This is a genomic window from Polaromonas sp. CT11-55 (genome assembly GCF_047303325.1).
Classification (GTDB): Bacteria; Pseudomonadota; Gammaproteobacteria; order Burkholderiales; family Burkholderiaceae_C; genus Polaromonas.
Genome location: NZ_JBKBEX010000016.1, coordinates 26,146 through 44,164 on the forward strand (window position 1 = coordinate 26,146; position 18,019 = coordinate 44,164).

Below are 18,019 nucleotides of genomic sequence, written 5' to 3' on the forward strand. Positions count from 1 at the left end.
GGGCGGATTATCGCCGGGGAGTCAGGCAATTGCGGGCTGCCAGTCCAAAGCCCATGCGCCCGACAGCACGTTTTGCAGCCACAGCGCGCCCGTCAGTGTTTTGGCGTCCGTCACTTGCCCGTTCGCGCACCAGGACAGCAGTTCGGCGGGCGTGGCGGTAAAAACATCGAGGAACTCACCGGCTTCGAGCTTGCGCGAGCCCTGCGCCAGCCCACGCGCGAACCAGATGTCGATAAACTCGGTCGAATAGGAGATCACCGGGTGCAGCACACCGGCGCGCGCCCACTCACGCGCGGTGTAACCGGTTTCTTCAAGCAGCTCGCGCTGCGCGCAGGCCAGCGAGGCCTCACCCGGGTCCAGCTTGCCCGCGGGGAACTCGACCATGACAGCCTGCACCGGGTAGCGGTATTGGCGCTCCAGTACCAGGCGGCCATCGTCGCATTGGGCCACGATCATCACGGCGCCGGGGTGGATGATGTATTCGCGCGTCGCCTGCGTACCGTCCGGCAGGCCGACGGTGTCGCGCATGGCGTGGAGGAAATTGCCCTTGAGGATCTCCGCTGAAGCCAGCCGCGTCTCCACAAGATGCGCATCGGCCGGCTCGCCGGCCTCTGGGTCGCCCGGTACCGCGGCTTTTTTCATGGCCGGTGCTTGAACAGGTAGCGCCAGATGAAACCGGGAAAGGCGAAGGTGATGAAGAGCGCGCCGGTGATGGCGTAAAACTCCCAGCCCTGTGGCGCGATCTGGCCGCCGCGCTGCTCGAGGTAGAGGCCCAGGCCGCCTGTGAGGAAGTACCAGACGACCATTTCACCCAGCCGGATAGCCAGGTTTTTGGGCTGCTTGACGGCGTAGACCGCGAAAAGGCGGTTGCTGACAAAAGGCAGGTTGGCCGCCAGCAAGGCCAGCAACACCACCAACCAGACCGAAGCCGTTTGTGTCATGAACCCAGGGACTTGACGATGCTGCTGATCGACTGGGAGCACAGCGTCATCAGGCCGCCGGGCAGCATGCCCAGGATCAGGATCATCGCGCCGTTGATTGCCAGCACCACCTTGGCGTCCGTCGGCCCGGAAACCGGCTGGGCGTTGTGAGCGAGCGGCGCGTCAAAGTACATGACCTTGACCACGCGCAGGTAGTAGAAGGAGCCGACCAGCGACATGACCACGGCAAACACAGCCAATGCGATGTAGCTGGCTTGTTGCGACGAGACCAGCGCCTGCAGGACGGACAGCTTGGCATAAAAGCCCACCAGCGGCGGCAGGCCGGCCAGCGAGAACATGCAGATGGCCATCACACCCGCGTACAGGGGGCTGCGCTGGTTCAGGCCGGCCAGGTCGACGATGTCCTCGGACTCATGGCCAGCACGCGCCAGCAGCATGATGATGCCGAAAGCGCCCAGGGTGGTGAGCACATAGGTCAGGGCGTAGAACATTGCCGCGCTGTAGGCGGACTCGGTGTTGAGCTGGTTGCCGTTGACCACGCCTGCCAGCAGGCCGAGCAGCAGGAAACCCATCTGGGAGATGGTCGAGAAGGCCAGCATGCGCTTGAGGTTGGACTGGGCGATGGCAGCCAGGTTGCCGACCAGCAGCGAACCTATCGCCATCAGGGCCAGCATCTGCTGCCAGTCGATCGCCAGCGGCAGCAGGCCCTCGACCAGCAGGCGTATGCAGATCGCGAAGGCCGCGAGCTGGGGTGCGCCGCCTATCAGCAACGTCACCGCGGTGGGAGCGCCCTGGTAAACGTCGGGCAGCCACATGTGGAAAGGCACGGCCCCCAACTTGAAGGCCAGGCCGGCCACGATGAAGACCAGGCCGAAAATCAGCACCTGGTGGCGGACCTGGCGGCTGGCGATGGCGTTGAACACGTCGTTGAGATCCAGGGAGCCGGTCGCGCCGTAAAGCATGGACAGGCCGTACAGCAGGAAGCCCGAGGCCAGCGCGCCCAGCACAAAATACTTCATGGCCGCTTCGGTGGCGATGGCGTTGTCGCGGCGCAGGGCCACCAGCGCGTAGCTGGACAGCGTCAGCAACTCCAGGCCCATGTAGATGACCAGGAAGTTGTGGCCCGACATCATCACGAACATACCCACCAGCGCGAACAGGCTCAGCGTGAAGAATTCGCCGCCGCGCAGCATCTCGCGGTCCGCGGCGTAAGGCCGGCCGTACACCAGCGTGATCATCAGGGTAATGCTGGCAAAGCACTTGAGCCAGCTGCCCATGGGATCGACGACCACCATGTTGCCGAAACCGTAAAAGGTTTGCCCGCCCACCGCGTAGGCGGCCTCCAGGGCGGCCACCACGGCCAGTGTCAGCAGGGTGAGCACATAGGTGAGCGTGCGCTGCGGCGTCTTGACGCCCAGGTCCACCAGCGCGATCACGCAGGCCATAGTCAGGAGTATGAGTTCGGGGTAAACCGCGATCCAGGAGAGTTTGTCTATCATCTGAATTCTTTGTAGTTGCTCGATCGGCTTCAGTTCAGCTTGGAGACTGCGACATGCTTGAGCAGGTCGGCGACCGACGTGTTCATCACGTCCGTGAAGGGCTTGGGATAGATGCCCATGTACAGCACGGCAATGGCCAGCAGGGCCAGCATCAGGAACTCGCGGCTGTTGATGTCGGTGAGCGCCTTGACGTCTTCATTGGCCACGGGGCCCAGGTAAACGCGCTTGTACATCCACAGGGTATAGGCCGCGCCGAAAATGAGGGCGGTCGCCGCCGCGCCGCCTATCCAGAAATTGGTCTTCACGGCGCCCAGGATCACCATCCACTCGCCGACGAAACCTGCCGTGGCCGGCAGGCCGCAGTTGGCCATGGCAAACAACAAGGCAAACGCCGCGAACTTGGGCATGGTGTTCACCACGCCGCCGTAGCTGGCGATCTCGCGCGAATGAACGCGGTCGTACAGCACGCCGATGCACAGGAACATGGCGCCCGAAACGAAACCGTGAGCGATCATCTGGACCAGGCCGCCCGAGACGCCCAGGTCATTGAAGATAAAGAAACCCAGCGTGACAAAACCCATGTGGGCCACCGATGAGTAGGCCACCAGTTTTTTCATGTCCTGCTGCACCAGGGCCACCAGCCCCACATAGACGACGGCGATCAGCGACAGCGCGATCATCAGCCAGGCCCATTCGTGCGAAGCGTCCGGGGCGATGGGCATGGAAAAGCGCAGGAAACCGTAAGCACCCAGCTTCAGCATGATGGCCGCCAGCACGGCGGAGCCGCCGGTAGGCGCCTCGACGTGCACGTCGGGTAGCCAGGTGTGGACCGGCCACATCGGCACCTTGACGGCAAAGGCCGCGAAGAAGGCGAAGAACAGCAGCGTCTGTATCGTGCTGCCCAGCGGCAGCTTGTGCCAGGTCAGGATGTCGAAGCTGCCGCCCGACTTGTTGTACAGGTAGATCAGCGCCACCAGCATCAGTAACGAGCCGAGCAAGGTGTAGAGAAAGAACTTGAAGGCCGCGTAAATCTTGTTGGGGCCGCCCCAGATGCCGATGATCAGGTACATCGGGATCAGCGTGGCTTCGAAGAACACGTAGAACAGGATGCCGTCCAGCGCCGAGAACACGCCGATCATGAGCCCGCTCAGGATCAGGAACGAGGCCATGTACTGGTTCACGCGCGTGGTGATGGCCTCCCAGCTCGCAATGACGACCACCACGTTGATGAAGGCCGTCAACAGCACAAACCACAACGAGATGCCGTCGACACCCAGGTGGTAATTGACGTTGAAGCGCTGGATCCAGCTGCCCTTCTCCACGAATTGCATGGCCGAGGTGCCCAGTTCGAAGCCGCCGTACAAAGGCAGCGTGACCAGGAAACTGACGACCGCGCCTATCAGCGCGACCCAGCGAACGCTGCGTGCCTGCTCGTCACGGCCCAGCGCCAGCAGAACCACACCGAAAACAATCGGTGTCCAGATCGCAAGACTCAACAAACCCATTCTTGTTCTTCCTTGATTTTGTTGAACTGATCAGCGATTGAGCCAGACGAAATACGTCATCAACACAAACACGCCAACAATCATGCCGAAGGCATAGTGGTAGATGTAACCGGACTGCAGACGGCGCACCACGCCGGCGACCCAGCCGACCAGCTTCCAGGAGCCGTTGACCAGCGCGCCGTCGATCAGCTTCTGGTCGCCCCCCTTCCAGAGCGCGGTGCCGAGCATGCGTGTGCCGCGGGCCAGCACGTTCTCGTTGAACCAGTCGAAGTAGTATTTGTTGTCGAGCAGCGTGAACACGGGCATGAACATGCGCTTGATCGCGGCCGGCAGGGCCGGGTTGACCATGTACATATACCAGGCCAGCACCGAGCCGGACAGGGCCAGCCAGAACGGCGGCGCCATCAGCCCATGCAAGGCCATCTGCGCCGGTCCGTGGAACAGCTGCTTGAGCTCTTCCATGGCGGGGTGTTTTTCGAGGTTCACGAAGATGGCGTCCTTGAAGAACCCGCCGTACAGCATGGGCTCAATCGTCATGAAACCGATGACCACCGACGGAATCGCCAGCAGGATCAGCGGCACCGTCACCACCCAAGGGGACTCGTGCGGCGCATGGTGTTCACCATGGTGGCCGTGGTCGTCGTGGCCATGGTGGTGCGCGTCGGGATTCTGGTCGAAGCGTTCCTTGCCGTGGAACACCAGGAAATACAGGCGGAAGGAATAAAAGGCCGTCACGAAGACGCCTGCCAGCACCGCGAAATACGCGAAGCCAGCGCCCACCAGGTGGCTCTCATGCACGGCCTCAATGATGCTGTCCTTGGAATAAAAACCCGCGAACAAAGGAGTGCCTATCAGGGCCAGTGTGCCCAGCAGCGAGGTAATCCAGGTGACGGGCATGTACTTGCGCACGCCGCCCATCCAGCGGATGTCCTGGTTGTGGTGCATGCCGATGATGACCGAGCCTGCCGCCAGGAACAGCAGTGCCTTGAAGAAGGCATGGGTCATCAGATGGAACACCGCGACGGAGTAGGCGGAAGCGCCCAGCGCCACCGTCATGTAGCCCAGTTGCGAGAGCGTGGAATACGCGACCACGCGTTTGATGTCGTTCTGGATGATGCCGAGAAAGCCCATGAACAGGGCCGTGATCGCGCCAATCACCATGACGAAGCTCAGCGCGGTGTCGCTGAGTTCGAACAGCGGCGACATGCGCGCCACCATAAAAATGCCGGCGGTCACCATGGTTGCCGCGTGGATCAGCGCGGAAATCGGGGTTGGGCCTTCCATGGAATCCGGAAGCCAGACGTGCAGCGGAAACTGCGCCGACTTGCCCATGGCGCCAATGAAGAGGCAGATGCAGACCACAGTGACCAGCATCCAGCCGGTGCCCGGGAACGTCAGTTTGGAGAGTTCATCGGCCTTGGCAAAGGCCTCGGCGTAGTTCAGCGTGCCGGCATAGGCGGCAATCAGGCCGATGCCGAGGATGAAGCCGAAGTCGCCCACGCGGTTGACCAGGAAGGCCTTCATGTTCGCGAAGATGGCGGTCGGCTTGTTGAACCAGAAACCGATCAGCAAATAGGACACCAGGCCCACGGCTTCCCAGCCGAAGAACAGCTGCAGCATGTTGTTGCTCATGACGAGCATCAGCATGGAGAAAGTGAACAGCGAGATGTAGGCAAAGAAACGGTTGTAGCCCTCGTCTTCTTCCATGTAGCCTATGGTGTAGATGTGCACCATCAGGGACACAAAGGTCACCACGCACATCATCATGGCCGTGAGGCCATCGACCAGGAAGCCGATTTCCATTTTCAGGCCACCGACGTTCATCCAGGTGTAGAGCGTTTCATTGAAGCGCGCGCCGTCGATGGCCACGCTCTTGAGCGTCATGGCCGAAATGATGAAGGCCACCAGCACGCCGAGAATCGTGAGGCTGTGCGACAGGCGCCGGCCAATCCAGTTGCCGCCGAAGGAAGTACCAAGAATACCGGCGACCAAGGCGCCAGCCAGCGGCGCCAGCGGGACGGCCAGCAGGGCCGATGCGGAGAGGGTTTGACTCATCTTGTTGTTAGCCCTGGAGCGTGTTGAGTTCGTCTACGTTGATGCTGGACTTGTTGCGGAACAGCAGCACCAGGATGGCCAGGCCTATGGCCGATTCGGCCGCGGCGACGGTCAGGATGAAGAACACAAAAACCTGGCCGGCCATGTCGTTCAGGTAATACGAGAAGGCCACAAAGTTCATGTTGACCGCCAGCAGCATGAGCTCGATGGCCATGAGCAGCACGATCAGGTTTTTGCGGTTCAGGAAGATGCCGATGACCGACAGCGCGAACAGCATCGCGCCCAGCGAAAGAAAATGTCCCAGGGTGAGCGTCATGCCTTCTTCTCCTCGGCGGGTACAGCTGCGACAACCGGCGGTGCGGCCACGACGGATTTCATCTTGACCAGGCTCACTCGGTCCGAGCGCTTGACCCGGATCTGCTCCGATGGGTTCTGGTATTTGGAGTCCTTGCGCGCGCGCAGGGTCAGCGCGATGGCGGCAATGATGGCCACCAGCAGGATCACCGCGGCGACTTCCAGCGGGTAGAGGTATTCGGAGTACAGCAGCTTGCCGAGCTCCTTGGTGTTGGAAAGCTGCGCGCCTATCTGGCCTGCGCCGGACGCGACCTTGGGCGGCTCACGAAATCCGCCCATCAGCACGTAAGACATTTCCAGCGCGATGATGGCGCCGACGGAGCCGGCCAGCGGGAAATGCTTCCAGAAGCCCTTGCGGACACTGTCGATATTGATGTCCAGCATCATCACGACGAACAGGAAGAGCACCATCACGGCGCCCACATAGACCAGCACCAGCGTGATCGCCAGGAACTCGGCCTTGAGCAGTATCCAGACGGCGGACGCCTGGAAGAATGCCAGCACAAGGTACAGCGCCGCATGCACCGGGTTGCGCGCGGTAATCACCCTGAATGCCGCAAACAGCAGCACCGCGGCGAAAACGTAAAAAAGACCTGTTTTAGCGTCCATGTTGTTGTGGATTCTTTCTTGAGCCAGCGGCCTGGGGTTCAGCGGTACTTGGCATCCGCCGCGCGGTTAGCGGCGATTTCGGACTCATAACGGTCGCCCACGGCCAGCAGCATCTCTTTGGTGAAATACAGGTCACCGCGTTTTTCGCCGTGGTATTCAAAGATGTGGGTCTCGACGATGGAGTCGACCGGGCAGCTTTCTTCGCAGAAGCCGCAGAAGATGCATTTGGTCAGGTCGATGTCGTAGCGCGAGGTGCGGCGGCTGCCGTCTTCACGCACATCGGATTCGATGGTGATGGCCATGGCCGGGCACACCGCTTCGCAAAGCTTGCAGGCGATGCAGCGCTCTTCGCCGTTGTCGTAGCGGCGCAAGGCGTGCAGGCCGCGAAAACGCGGGCTCAGCGGGGTCTTTTCCTCGGGGAACTGGACCGTGATCTTGCGGCTGAACATGTACTTGCCGGTCAGGGCCATGCCCTTGAACAGCTCGGTGAGCATGAAGCTCGAAACAAAATCTTTGACGGAGGCTACAGCGGAAGACATGGTTTATTTCCAGATGTTGTAGGAGGTCTGCATCCAGGCCCCAACGACTACCAGCCAGACAAGGGTGACAGGGATAAAAATCTTCCAACCCAAACGCATGATCTGGTCATAACGGAAACGCGGGAAGGTGGCGCGCACCCACAGGAACATGGTGACCACGACAAAAGTCTTGGCGCCCAGCCAGATCCAGCCCGGAACCCAACCCAGCACCGCATTGAACAGCGGGAAGTCAAATGGTGGCAACCAGCCGCCCAGGAACATCAGCACGGCCAGGATGGCGACCAGCCACATGTTGGCGTATTCAGCCAGGAAGAACATCGCGAAGGCCATGCCCGAGTATTCGACCATGTGGCCTGCCACGATTTCGGATTCGCCTTCAACGACGTCAAAGGGGTGGCGGTTGGTCTCGGCCAGGCCGGAGATGAAATACACGACAAAAATCGGCAACAGCGGCAGCCAGTTCCAGGACAGGAAGGTCCAGCCGCTGCTGGCCAGCATGCCCTTGCCCTGGCTCATCACGATGTCGGTCATGTTGAGGCTGCCCGACACCATGAGCACCACCACCAGACAGAAGCCCATGGCGATTTCATAGCTCACCATTTGCGCCGAGGCACGCATGGCGCCCAGGAAGGCGTATTTGGAGTTGGAAGCCCAGCCCGCGATGATCACGCCATACACTTCCAGCGAGGTGATGGCCATGAGGAACAGCAGGCCCGCGTTGATGTTGGCCAGCGCGATCTCGGGCCCAAAAGGAATGACGGCCCAGGCGGCCAGGGCCGGCATGATGGTCATGATGGGGCCGAGCACGAACAGGCCCTTGCTGGCCGCCGTGGGGATGATGATTTCCTTGGTCAGCAGTTTGAGCGCATCGGCAATCGGCTGCAGCAGGCCGAAAGGCCCGACGCGGTTGGGGCCGAGGCGGATCTGGGTAAAGCCGATGGCCTTGCGTTCCCACAAGGTCAGGTAAGCCACCAGGCCCATCAGCGGCGCCAGCACACAGACAATCTTGATGAGCGTCCACAGCACAGGCCACACGGTGCCCGGCCAGATGCCGCCCATCAAGCCCTGGCCGAAGGCGAAGATTCCATCAATCATGCGCCTGCTCCTTCCAGCTTGGCTTCAAGGCCGGCGGCCTTGCGGGCATCGGCCGTGAGCTGCAGCGAGGTCGCGCGCCTGACCAGCCCGTCGAGCTGGTAAATGCTGGCCACGGCAGGCGCCTGGGCGGCAGCGGCCGACAGGTCGATGCCTGCCTGGGTGCCGTTGCCCAGCTTGTCCGCAGGCAGTTGCGCCGCATCGGCACCGGCGACCTGCTTGAGCACGTCCTGCGAGGATTCAAAATCAAAGCCGGGCAAGCCCAGCAGGTTGGCAAGCACGCGCAGCACCTTCCAGGCCGGGCGCGTATCGCCCAGCGGCTTGACGACGGCGTGAAAGCCCTGCACGCGGCCTTCGGCGTTCACAAAGGTACCGGAGGTTTCAGTGAAGGGGGCGATAGGCAGCAGCACGTCGCTGAAAGCCATGTTGGCCTTGAAGGGGCTCAGCGTCACGACCATTTGCGCGGTGTTGAGCGAGGACTTGGCCCTGGCGCCCGCGGCCGAATCAAACTCGGGTTCGTTGTTAAGCAGGATCACAGCCTTGAGCTGGCCGTCCAGTATCTGGCCGGCATGCAGGCCCTTGCCGGCAGGCACAGCGCCGGCCAGCTGGGCGCCCACGGTGTTGGCCGCTTCGGTGAGGTAGCCTACGCTGGCGCCGGTCTGCGCGCCAATCCAGTTGGCCAGCGCCAGCAGGCTGGAGGCCTTGGCGTGGTGAGCCGCGGCATTGCCCAGCAAGATGGCTTTGCGCTCGCCGCCCAGCAGGGACTTGGCGATGGCCTTGGCCGCATCGGTGACCTGGCCGGCTGCCGGTGCCGTGACGCCCTTGTCGGCGGCAACTGCGGCGGCCACGTCGGCCAGGGCCCGGGCCCAGGCTTCAGGCGCCGCGAGCAACGTGTTGGCGATGGGCATGGCCCAGGCATCGGCGTTTGCCAGTTCGGTCGCGGAATTGATGGTGCTGAGCGCCCCACCCTTGCGCACGGCCTGGCGTATGCGTTGTGCGAACAGCGGATGGTCTTTGCGCAGGTTGGAACCCACCACGAGCACACGTTGCAGCTGCGACAGCGAAGCGATGGAGGTGCCCAGCCAGCGAATACCCGAAGGCGCGGTGAACTCGGCGTTGCGCAGGCGGTAGTCGATGTTCTCGCTACCCAGGCCGCGCATCAGCGAGGCGGCCAGGTAGAGCTCTTCGAGCGTGCTGTGCGGGCTGGCCAGGGTGCCGATGCTGCCGGCGCCGTGGTCGGCCTTGATCTGCTTGAGGCCGTTGGCCACGTATTCGAGCGCGGTCTGCCAGTCGACGGTTTTCCACTCGCCGCCCTGCTTGAGCATGGGGCTGGTCAGGCGCTCGTCGCCGTTGAGGGCTTCATACGAAAAGCGGTCGCGGTCGGCGATCCAGCATTCGTTGATGTCTTCGTTCTCCAGGGGCACGACGCGCATGACCTTGTTGCTCTTGACCTGGACGATCAGGTTGGCACCGGTCGAGTCGTGCGGGCTGACCGACTTGCGGCGCGACAGTTCCCAGGTGCGGGCGCTGTAGCGGAAAGGCTTGCTGGTCAGCGCGCCGACCGGGCAGATGTCGATCATGTTGCCGGACAGTTCGGAATCCACCGACATGCCGACGAAGGTTTCTATCTCGGCGTGCTCGCCGCGGTGCGACATGCCGAGCTCCATCACGCCGGCAACTTCCTGGCCGAAACGCACGCAGCGCGTGCAATGGATGCAGCGGCTCATCTCCTGCATGGAGATCAACGGGCCGACGTCCTTGTGGAAGACCACGCGCTTTTCTTCCTCGTAGCGCGATTCGCTGCCGCCGTAGCCGACGGCCAGGTCCTGCAGCTGGCACTCGCCGCCCTGATCGCAGATCGGGCAGTCCAGCGGGTGGTTGATCAGCAGGAACTCCATCACGCCCTTCTGGGCCTTGATGGCTTTGTCGTTCTTGGTGCGCACGATCATGCCCTGGGTGACGGGTGTGGCGCAGGCCGGCATGGGCTTGGGCGCTTTTTCCACATCGACCAGGCACATGCGGCAGTTGGCGGCAATGCTGAGCTTCTTGTGATAGCAGAAGTGCGGAATGTAAGTGCCGGCTTTTTCGGCCGCATGCATCACCGTGCTGCCTTCAAGCACTTCCACCTTCTGGCCGTCGAGTTCTATTTCAACCATATTTTTTTCTTTCCGCGGTTCAGGCTTGCGCGGCAGCCGAAACCGGAGCGTGGGAGACTTGTGGCTTGATCATGGCTTCAAACTCATGGCGGAAATGCTTGATCATGGCGCGCACCGGCATGGCCGCGGCATCGCCGAGCGCGCAGATGGTGCGGCCCTGGATGTTGTCGGCGACCGAGTTGAGCAGGTCCATGTCGGTCTGTTTGCCGTGGCCGTTGTGGATGCGGTCCACGACGCGCCAGAGCCAGCCCGTGCCTTCGCGGCAAGGCGTGCACTGACCGCAGGATTCATGCATGTAGAAATAGGACAGGCGCTTGAGCGACTCGACCATGCAACGGCTGTCGTCCATGACGATCACCGCGCCCGAGCCCAGCATGGAGCCGGCCTTGGCGATGGAGTCGTAGTCCATGGTGCATTCCATCATGATGGAAGCCGGCAGCACGGGGGCCGACGACCCGCCCGGGATCACAGCCTTGAGCGTGCGGCCCTTGCGCACGCCGCCGGCGAGCTCCAGCAGCTTGGAAAACGGCGTGCCCATGGGCACTTCATAGTTGCCCGGCAGTTCGACGTCGCCCGAGACCGAATAGATCTTGGTGCCGCCGTTGTTGGGCTTGCCGCATTCGAGGTAGGCCTGGCCGCCATTGCGGATGATCCAAGGCACGGCCGCGAAGGTCTCGGTGTTGTTGATGGTGGTGGGCTTGCCGTAGAGGCCGAAGCTGGCCGGGAACGGCGGCTTGAAGCGCGGCTGGCCTTTTTTGCCTTCGAGCGATTCGAGCAGCGCGGTTTCCTCGCCGCAGATGTAAGCGCCAAAGCCGTGCGAGGCATGGAGCTGGAAGCTGAAGCCGCTGCCGAAGATGTTGTCGCCCAGCAGGCCGGCGGCGCGCGCCTCTTCCAGCGCCTCTTCAAAGCGCTGGTAGGTCGCGAAGATCTCGCCGTGGATGTAGTTGTAGCCCACGCTGATGCCCATGGCATAGGCGGCGATCGCCATGCCTTCGATCACGCTGTGGGGGTTGTACTGCATGATGTCGCGGTCTTTGCAGGTGCCCGGCTCGCCCTCGTCCGAGTTGCAGACCAGGTATTTCTGGCCCGGGAACTGGCGCGGCATGAAGCTCCACTTGAGCCCCGTCGGGAAACCCGCGCCGCCGCGGCCGCGCAGGCTGCCGGCCTTGACTTCGGCGATGACCTGGTCGGGCGTCATGCCCTCGCCGCCGTCCTGCTTGAGGATCTTGCGCAGGGCCTGGTAGCCGCCGCGGGCTTCGTAGTCCTTCAAGCGCCAGTTGCTGCCGTTGAGGTCGGCCAGGATTTGCGGGTTGATGTGCCGGCCGTGGAAGCAGGTCTGCACGCCGGTGGCCGCGAACTGGGACAGCACGCTTTGCGCGGCTGCGCTGTTGGGAGACAGGGGAGCGAGCGTCATGGTTGCTTTGCCTCGGCGGATTTGAGACCTTCGATGAGCTGGTCCAGCTTCTCGTTGCTCATGAAACTGCACATGGTGAGGTCGTTGACCAGCATCACCGGCGAATCCGCGCAGGCGCCCAGGCATTCGGACTGCTGCAGCGTGAACAGGCCGTCGGCACTGGTCTCGCCCATGGCGATGCCCAGCTTATGCTCCAGGTGTTTGAGCGCCTTGGCGCCGTCGCGCAGCTGGCACGGCAGGTTGGTGCAAACGTTGAGCTTGTACTTGCCAACGGGGCGCTGGTTGTACATGTTGTAGAAGGTGGTGACTTCGTGCACGGCGATGGGCGCCATGCCGAGGTATTCGGCCACGGCTTTTTCGCTCTCGGCGCTCACATAGCCGTGCTCTTCCTGCAGGATGGTCAGGCAGGCCATGACGGCCGACTGTTTCTGGTCCGCGGGGTATTTGGCGACTTCGCGGTCGAAGCGCGCTCTGGTTTGTTCAGAAATCATGGGGACTACCGGTCAATTTCACCGAACACAATATCCATGGTGCCGATCACGGCGACGGCGTCGGCGATCATGTGGCCGCGCGACATTTCGTCCATGGCCGCGAGGTGCGGGAAACCCGGCGGACGGATCTTCAGGCGATAGGGCTTGTTGGCGCCGTCGCTGACGATATAGATGCCGAACTCACCCTTGGGGTGCTCGACCGCCGCATAGGCTTCGCCTTCGGGCACGTGGAAGCCTTCGGTGAAGAGCTTGAAGTGGTGGATCAGCTCTTCCATGTTGGTCTTCATGGACTCGCGATCCGGCGCGGCGACCTTGTGGTTGCTGGTGATGACGGGGCCGGGGTTCACGCGCAGCCAGTCCACGCACTGCTTGATGATGCGGTTGGACTGGCGCATTTCTTCGACACGGACCAGGTAGCGGTCGTAGCAGTCACCCGTCTTGCCGACCGGGATGTCGAAGTCCATCTTGTCGTAGACGTCGTAGGGCTGCTGCTTGCGCAGGTCCCAGGCGAAACCCGAGCCCCTGAGCATGGGGCCCGTGAAGCCGAGGTTGAGGGCGCGCTCGGGCGAGACGACGCCCACACCGACGGTGCGCTGCTTCCAGATGCGGTTGTCGGTCAGCAGGGTTTCGTATTCGTCGACGTAGCCCGGGAATTTGTTGGCGAAGTCCTCGATGAAGTCGAGCAGCGAGCCCTGGCGGTTCTCGTTGAGCGCGGCGATGGCCTTGGCGTTCTTGATCTTGCTGACGCGGTACTGCGGCATGCTTTCGGGCAAGTCGCGGTAGACGCCGCCCGGGCGGAAATAGGCCGCATGCATGCGCGCGCCGGAGACGGCCTCGTACATGTCGAACAGCGCCTCGCGCTCGCGGAAGCAGTAGATCAGGATGTTCATCGCGCCGCAGTCGAAACCGTGCGCGCCCAGCCACAGCAGGTGGTTGAGCAGGCGCGTGATTTCGGCGTACATCACGCGGATGTACTGCGCGCGCACCGGCACGTCGACGCCGAGCAGCTTCTCGATCGCCAGGCAGTAAGCGTGCTCGTTGGACATCATGGAGACGTAATCCAGCCGGTCCATGTAGGGCAGCGACTGGATGTAGGTCTTGCTCTCGGCGAGCTTTTCGGTCGCGCGGTGCAGGAGGCCGATGTGCGGGTCGGCGCGCTGTATCACTTCGCCGTCGAGTTCGAGCACCAGGCGCAGCACACCGTGCGCCGCGGGATGCTGTGGCCCAAAGTTAAGCGTGTAGTTTTTGATTTCAGCCATGTGGGTATCTCTTGCCGGTGTCGCTTACTGCAGGCCGCCGTAGTTGTCTTCGCGGATCACACGCGGGGTGATCTCGCGCGGCTCTATGGTGACCGGCTGGTAAATCACGCGCTTTTGTTCGGGGTCGTAGCGCATCTCCACATGACCCGAGGTCGGGAAGTCCTTGCGGAAAGGATGGCCGATGAAACCGTAGTCGGTCAGGATGCGGCGCAGATCGTTGTGGCCTTCAAAGATGATGCCGTAGAGATCGAAGGCCTCGCGCTCAAACCAGTTGGCCGAATTCCAGATGCCATTGACCGAATCCACCACGGGGAAATCGTCGTCGGGGCAAAACACCTTGAGGCGCACGCGCTGGTTAAGGCTGACCGACAGCAGGTGCGACACCACGCAGTAGCGCGGGCCGTCGTACTGGCCGTCCCGGTATTCGGAATAGTCGACGCCGCAAAGGTCGATCAGTTGCTCGAAGCGGCAGCCGGGCGCATCGCGCAACTGGGTGGCGGACGCCAGGTAGTCGGCGGCGGAGACCGTGACGGTGATTTCGCCAAGCGCGGTCTTCAGGCTTTTGACCTTGTCGCCAAGGACGGCGTGAATCGTTTCGGCGAGCTGCTCCATGGACACGGGGGAAGAGGACATGCTTTATGCCCTCGCAATCGTGTTGGTGCGGCGGATTTTCTGCTGCAGCTGGATGATGCCGTACATCAGCGCTTCGGCCGTGGGCGGGCAGCCCGGCACATAGACGTCCACCGGCACGATGCGGTCGCAGCCGCGAACCACGGAATAGCTGTAGTGGTAGTAGCCGCCGCCGTTGGCACACGAGCCCATGGACAGCACCCAGCGCGGCTCGGACATCTGGTCATAGACCTTGCGCAGGGCCGGGCCCATCTTGTTGCACAGCGTACCAGCCACGATCATCAGGTCGGACTGGCGCGGGCTGGGACGGAACAACATGCCGAAACGATCCAGGTCGTAGCGCGCCGCACCGGCATGCATCATTTCGACGGCGCAGCAAGCCAGACCGAACGTCATGGGCCAGAGCGAACCCGTCTTGGCCCAGTTCACCACCGAGTCATAGCTCGTGGTCATGAAGCCTTCGTTGAAAACACCTTCAAGTGACATACCCGTACCTTTGTGGCGAGATTCGCCCTAGCCCCAGAGAACCCTCGGGATTTTTAGCTTCTTATTCCCAGTCCAGCGCACCTTTTTTCCACTCGTAGACAAAGCCCACGACCAGAATGCCCAGGAAGATCATGACCGACCAGAAACCGACGGGGCCGATTTCCTTGAGCGCCACGGCCCAGGGAAAGAGGAAGGCGATTTCGAGGTCAAACAGAATGAAGAGGATGGCGACCAGGTAGTAGCGCACATCGAATTTCATGCGGGCATCTTCGAAAGCCTCGAAGCCGCATTCGTAAGGGGAATTTTTTTCGCTGTCGGGGCGCACGGGGCCCAACAAACGCCCCAGAACCTGGGGCACCACGCCGACACCCACACCAACCAGAATGAACAGGAGAACAGGGAGGTATTGATCGAGGTTCATCGTGGATTCAACTTCTGAAAAGCCACCTGCGCGGTTTGTTTCAGCTTGCCGTTTGAGCCGACAGCACCGCCGGAGCGCTGCTGCCGATGCTTATCAATCTGGTGCGGACGGCGAGACTCGAACTCGCACACCTTTCGGCACTACCCCCTCAAGATAGCGTGTCTACCAATTTCACCACGTCCGCGGTATTTAACTGACTGGATGGCATGAGGAAACCTTGCGGTTTTGGGCTTTCCAGACAGTCTCAGAGTTTACCCTGAAATACCGCCTCTCCCGACGAGAGGCGGCAGCAAAATCACGTTATTTCGTCGGGATTTGCGCGGCGCCCGATGCGGCGGGCGCAGGCGGCACGGGAACCGCGGCGCTGCCGCTCGCGGGTGCCGTGGTCGCGGGAATTTGGGCCGCGCCCGAAGCCGCGCCGGCAGGCGCCGGCGCCGTCACAGGAGCGCCTTCCAGAACGCTGGAGCCGCTGCGCGGCAGCGAGCTGCCGCCGAAGTAAGCGAGCAGCAAGGTGCATGCAAAAAACAGCGCGGCGAGGACACCGGTGGTGCGCGACAGGAAGTTGGCACTGCCGCTGGCGCCGAACAGGCTGCCCGAGCCGCCGCTGCCGAACGCCGCGCCCATATCGGCGCCCTTGCCGTGCTGCACCAGGATCAGGCCAATCATGCCGAGCGCCGAGAGCATTTGCACAGCGAGGACAATGGTCAATACAACGTTCATATCTACTCCTAAATTAATAGCGTTCTGCGCTCGTTACTTGCGGGCTGCAGCAATAATGGTCAAGAAATCGGGGGCTTTGAGCGAGGCGCCGCCAATCAGGCCGCCGTCGATGTCGGGCTGGGCCAGCAGCGCGGCCGCATTCGCGGCGTTCATGCTGCCGCCATACAGGATTTTCACACGCGCGAACTGGTCCGTGGCCGCCTTCAGCTGGGCACGCAACACGGCGTGCACGACCTGCGCCTCTTCGGGTGACGCCGTCTTGCCGGTGCCTATGGCCCACACGGGTTCATACGCCACGACGATTTCGCTGATGCAGTGGCCGTTGGTGTGGATCACCGCGGCCAGCTGGCGCTTGACGACTTCTTCGGTGTGGCCGGCCTCGCGCTCGGCCAGCGTCTCGCCCACACAGACAATGGGTGTGATGCCCGATGCCAGCGCGGCCTTGGCTTTGTCGGCCACCAGTGCATCGCTTTCGCCGTGATACTGGCGGCGCTCTGAATGGCCGACGATGGCAAAACGGCAGCCGAAATCCTTGAGCATGGCGGCACTCACCTCGCCCGTGTACGCGCCCGAGGCCTGCGCCGAGACATCCTGCGCGCCCAGCTCGATGGCCGCCAGGCCGGCTTGCGCGGAGCGCATGGCCTGCACCTGCGCCAGATAGGGTGCGGGAACGCAAACGGCAACCTCGCAGGCCGGCGCACGGTCCAGGCCTTGCGCCAGCGCGTCCAGCAAGGCCGCGTTAGCCGCCAGGCTGCCGTTCATCTTCCAGTTTCCTGCAATGAGTTTTTTCATCTTTGGCTTACCAGGTCAACACAATTTTGCCGATATGCGAATTCGACTCCATCAGCGCATGAGCCTTGGCCGCGTCGGCCGCGGCAAAGGTGCTGTGGATCACCGGCTTGACGGCGCCGCGAGCCATCAGCGGCCAGACTTTTTCTTTCAGCGCTTTCGCAATCGCCGCCTTGAACTCGACGGAACGCGGGCGCAAGGTCGAACCGGTAATGGTCAGGCGCTTGCGCAGCACCAGGCCGGCGTTGATCTCGGCCTTGATGCCGCCCTGCACCGCGATGATGACGAGGCGGCCGTCCTCGGCCAGGCATTCCACTTCACGCCCGACATAGCTGCCGGCCACCATGTCCAGAATGACGTTGACGCCCTGCCCGTTCGTGAGCCGCTTCACCTCTTCGGCGAAGTCGCTGCTCTTGTAGTTGATGGCATGGTCCGCCCCCAGGGCGACGCAGGCCGCGCATTTGTCATCGCTACCGGCCGTGACCAGCACGGTGGCGCCCAGAGCCTTGGCGATCTGGATGGCCGTCACGCCTATGCCGCTGGAGCCGCCCTGGACCAGCAGGGTTTCACCAGGCTGCAGGCGGGCGCGCTCAAACACATTGCTCCAGACGGTGAAGAAGGTCTCGGGCAGCGAAGCCGCCTCGATGTCGCTGAAGCCCTCGGGCACCGGCAGGCATTGGCCGACGGGCGCGACACACAGCTCGGCATAACCGCCGCCGGCGACCAGCGCGCAGACGCGGTCGCCAGGCTTCAGACCGGCCGCGGCCATGGCCTTGGTGTCACCGGAAACAATCACGCCGGCAACTTCCAGACCCGGGATATCGGAGGCACCCGGCGGCACCGGGTAATTGCCCATGCGCTGCAGCACGTCAGGACGGTTCACGCCGCTGGCGTGCACGCGAATCACCACTTCGCCCGGGCCGTCAACAGGTGCCGGGCGCGCGCCCAGACGCAACACCTCGGGCCCGCCGTAGGAGGTAATTTCAACAGCTTTCATGGGGTATGCAGTTCGTTTGCACCGCCGGCACCCGGCATTCGGGCGCTAGCGGCGCAACATCC

At 62.5% G+C, this 18,019-nt stretch carries 19 protein-coding genes and 1 tRNA gene; all 20 read right to left on the bottom strand.

What is annotated here, in order from left to right:
• Window positions 1–21: 21 nt before the first annotated feature.
• The 20 genes from ACEN8I_RS15335 to ACEN8I_RS15430 all read right to left on the bottom strand — a co-directional run bounded on the left by ACEN8I_RS15335 (window position 22) and on the right by ACEN8I_RS15430 (window position 17,957).
• A complete protein-coding gene (locus ACEN8I_RS15335; protein WP_413329370.1) occupies window positions 22–642 on the bottom strand; it encodes an NUDIX domain-containing protein in 621 nt (206 codons plus the stop codon).
• On the bottom strand, window positions 639–941 hold the full coding sequence (locus ACEN8I_RS15340; protein ID WP_413329371.1) for a DUF2818 family protein: 303 nt from the start codon (window positions 939–941) through the stop codon (window positions 639–641). Before ACEN8I_RS15340 ends, ACEN8I_RS15335 begins: the two co-directional genes overlap by 4 nt.
• Entirely contained in the window at window positions 938–2,440 is a 1,503-nt protein-coding gene (gene nuoN, locus ACEN8I_RS15345) for an NADH-quinone oxidoreductase subunit NuoN (protein WP_413329372.1), read from the bottom strand. Before nuoN ends, ACEN8I_RS15340 begins: the two co-directional genes overlap by 4 nt.
• A 29-nt stretch (window positions 2,441–2,469) precedes the next feature.
• Window positions 2,470–3,945: an NADH-quinone oxidoreductase subunit M gene (locus ACEN8I_RS15350; RefSeq protein WP_413329373.1), complete on the bottom strand. Its 1,476-nt coding sequence runs from the start codon at window positions 3,943–3,945 to the stop codon at window positions 2,470–2,472.
• A gap of 30 nt (window positions 3,946–3,975) precedes the next feature.
• Window positions 3,976–6,000 (bottom strand): NADH-quinone oxidoreductase subunit L, encoded by a 2,025-nt coding sequence (gene nuoL, locus ACEN8I_RS15355; RefSeq protein ID WP_413329374.1) that lies wholly within the window; start codon window positions 5,998–6,000, stop codon window positions 3,976–3,978.
• A 7-nt stretch (window positions 6,001–6,007) separates the two neighbouring features.
• The gene (gene nuoK / locus ACEN8I_RS15360) at window positions 6,008–6,316 is read right to left on the bottom strand and encodes an NADH-quinone oxidoreductase subunit NuoK (RefSeq protein WP_007864437.1); all 309 of its coding nucleotides are present in this window, start codon (window positions 6,314–6,316) and stop codon (window positions 6,008–6,010) included.
• Window positions 6,313–6,963: an NADH-quinone oxidoreductase subunit J gene (locus ACEN8I_RS15365; protein WP_413329375.1), complete on the bottom strand. Its 651-nt coding sequence runs from the start codon at window positions 6,961–6,963 to the stop codon at window positions 6,313–6,315. Before ACEN8I_RS15365 ends, nuoK begins: the two co-directional genes overlap by 4 nt.
• Window positions 6,964–7,001: 38 nt before the next feature.
• Window positions 7,002–7,502, bottom strand: coding sequence for an NADH-quinone oxidoreductase subunit NuoI (gene nuoI / locus ACEN8I_RS15370; RefSeq protein WP_007864440.1), 501 nt, complete (start codon window positions 7,500–7,502; stop codon window positions 7,002–7,004).
• Window positions 7,503–7,505: 3 nt separating this feature from the next.
• Complete coding sequence (nuoH, locus tag ACEN8I_RS15375; RefSeq protein ID WP_413329376.1) at window positions 7,506–8,597, bottom strand: NADH-quinone oxidoreductase subunit NuoH; 1,092 nt, start codon at window positions 8,595–8,597, stop codon at window positions 7,506–7,508.
• Entirely contained in the window at window positions 8,594–10,750 is a 2,157-nt protein-coding gene (gene nuoG / locus ACEN8I_RS15380; RefSeq protein WP_413329377.1) for an NADH-quinone oxidoreductase subunit NuoG, read from the bottom strand. Before nuoG ends, nuoH begins: the two co-directional genes overlap by 4 nt.
• A gap of 19 nt (window positions 10,751–10,769) precedes the next feature.
• A complete protein-coding gene (nuoF, locus tag ACEN8I_RS15385; RefSeq protein ID WP_413329378.1) occupies window positions 10,770–12,164 on the bottom strand; it encodes an NADH-quinone oxidoreductase subunit NuoF in 1,395 nt (464 codons plus the stop codon).
• Complete coding sequence (gene nuoE, locus ACEN8I_RS15390; protein ID WP_074577080.1) at window positions 12,161–12,655, bottom strand: NADH-quinone oxidoreductase subunit NuoE; 495 nt, start codon at window positions 12,653–12,655, stop codon at window positions 12,161–12,163. Before nuoE ends, nuoF begins: the two co-directional genes overlap by 4 nt.
• A gap of 5 nt (window positions 12,656–12,660) precedes the next feature.
• Window positions 12,661–13,914, bottom strand: a complete 1,254-nt coding sequence (locus ACEN8I_RS15395) for an NADH-quinone oxidoreductase subunit D (RefSeq protein ID WP_413329379.1) — start codon at window positions 13,912–13,914, stop codon at window positions 12,661–12,663.
• A gap of 24 nt (window positions 13,915–13,938) precedes the next feature.
• Window positions 13,939–14,547 carry an NADH-quinone oxidoreductase subunit C gene (locus tag ACEN8I_RS15400; protein ID WP_413329381.1) on the bottom strand — a complete coding sequence of 203 codons (609 nt, stop codon included), beginning with the start codon at window positions 14,545–14,547 and terminating at the stop codon, window positions 13,939–13,941.
• 3 nt (window positions 14,548–14,550) lie between these two features.
• The gene (locus tag ACEN8I_RS15405) at window positions 14,551–15,030 is read right to left on the bottom strand and encodes a NuoB/complex I 20 kDa subunit family protein (RefSeq protein ID WP_007864469.1); all 480 of its coding nucleotides are present in this window, start codon (window positions 15,028–15,030) and stop codon (window positions 14,551–14,553) included.
• A gap of 61 nt (window positions 15,031–15,091) precedes the next feature.
• Window positions 15,092–15,451: an NADH-quinone oxidoreductase subunit A gene (locus ACEN8I_RS15410; RefSeq protein ID WP_007864471.1), complete on the bottom strand. Its 360-nt coding sequence runs from the start codon at window positions 15,449–15,451 to the stop codon at window positions 15,092–15,094.
• A 99-nt stretch (window positions 15,452–15,550) separates the two neighbouring features.
• Window positions 15,551–15,635: transfer RNA gene (locus ACEN8I_RS15415), tRNA-Leu, on the bottom strand.
• A gap of 116 nt (window positions 15,636–15,751) precedes the next feature.
• A complete protein-coding gene (secG, locus tag ACEN8I_RS15420) occupies window positions 15,752–16,171 on the bottom strand; it encodes a preprotein translocase subunit SecG (RefSeq protein WP_413329382.1) in 420 nt (139 codons plus the stop codon).
• 33 nt (window positions 16,172–16,204) lie between these two features.
• On the bottom strand, window positions 16,205–16,963 hold the full coding sequence (tpiA, locus tag ACEN8I_RS15425) for a triose-phosphate isomerase (RefSeq protein WP_413329383.1): 759 nt from the start codon (window positions 16,961–16,963) through the stop codon (window positions 16,205–16,207).
• A 7-nt stretch (window positions 16,964–16,970) separates the two neighbouring features.
• Window positions 16,971–17,957, bottom strand: coding sequence for an NAD(P)H-quinone oxidoreductase (locus ACEN8I_RS15430; RefSeq protein ID WP_413329385.1), 987 nt, complete (start codon window positions 17,955–17,957; stop codon window positions 16,971–16,973).
• Window positions 17,958–18,019: the final 62 nt, after the last annotated feature.

Bases quoted from the DNA above. Each gene is read 5' to 3' on its own strand.
- ACEN8I_RS15335 (WP_413329370.1), bottom strand. From the start codon at position 642: ATGAAAAAAGCCGCGGTACCGGGCGACCCAGAGGCCGGCGAGCCGGCC.
- ACEN8I_RS15340 (WP_413329371.1), bottom strand. From the start codon at position 941: ATGACACAAACGGCTTCGGTCTGGTTGGTGGTGTTGCTGGCCTTGCTG.
- nuoN (WP_413329372.1), bottom strand. From the start codon at position 2,440: ATGATAGACAAACTCTCCTGGATCGCGGTTTACCCCGAACTCATACTC.
- ACEN8I_RS15350 (WP_413329373.1), bottom strand. From the start codon at position 3,945: ATGGGTTTGTTGAGTCTTGCGATCTGGACACCGATTGTTTTCGGTGTG.
- nuoL (WP_413329374.1), bottom strand. From the start codon at position 6,000: ATGAGTCAAACCCTCTCCGCATCGGCCCTGCTGGCCGTCCCGCTGGCG.
- nuoK (WP_007864437.1), bottom strand. From the start codon at position 6,316: ATGACGCTCACCCTGGGACATTTTCTTTCGCTGGGCGCGATGCTGTTC.
- ACEN8I_RS15365 (WP_413329375.1), bottom strand. From the start codon at position 6,963: ATGGACGCTAAAACAGGTCTTTTTTACGTTTTCGCCGCGGTGCTGCTG.
- nuoI (WP_007864440.1), bottom strand. From the start codon at position 7,502: ATGTCTTCCGCTGTAGCCTCCGTCAAAGATTTTGTTTCGAGCTTCATG.
- nuoH (WP_413329376.1), bottom strand. From the start codon at position 8,597: ATGATTGATGGAATCTTCGCCTTCGGCCAGGGCTTGATGGGCGGCATC.
- nuoG (WP_413329377.1), bottom strand. From the start codon at position 10,750: ATGGTTGAAATAGAACTCGACGGCCAGAAGGTGGAAGTGCTTGAAGGC.
- nuoF (WP_413329378.1), bottom strand. From the start codon at position 12,164: ATGACGCTCGCTCCCCTGTCTCCCAACAGCGCAGCCGCGCAAAGCGTG.
- nuoE (WP_074577080.1), bottom strand. From the start codon at position 12,655: ATGATTTCTGAACAAACCAGAGCGCGCTTCGACCGCGAAGTCGCCAAA.
- ACEN8I_RS15395 (WP_413329379.1), bottom strand. From the start codon at position 13,914: ATGGCTGAAATCAAAAACTACACGCTTAACTTTGGGCCACAGCATCCC.
- ACEN8I_RS15400 (WP_413329381.1), bottom strand. From the start codon at position 14,547: ATGTCCTCTTCCCCCGTGTCCATGGAGCAGCTCGCCGAAACGATTCAC.
- ACEN8I_RS15405 (WP_007864469.1), bottom strand. From the start codon at position 15,030: ATGTCACTTGAAGGTGTTTTCAACGAAGGCTTCATGACCACGAGCTAT.
- ACEN8I_RS15410 (WP_007864471.1), bottom strand. From the start codon at position 15,451: ATGAACCTCGATCAATACCTCCCTGTTCTCCTGTTCATTCTGGTTGGT.
- secG (WP_413329382.1), bottom strand. From the start codon at position 16,171: ATGAACGTTGTATTGACCATTGTCCTCGCTGTGCAAATGCTCTCGGCG.
- tpiA (WP_413329383.1), bottom strand. From the start codon at position 16,963: ATGAAAAAACTCATTGCAGGAAACTGGAAGATGAACGGCAGCCTGGCG.
- ACEN8I_RS15430 (WP_413329385.1), bottom strand. From the start codon at position 17,957: ATGAAAGCTGTTGAAATTACCTCCTACGGCGGGCCCGAGGTGTTGCGT.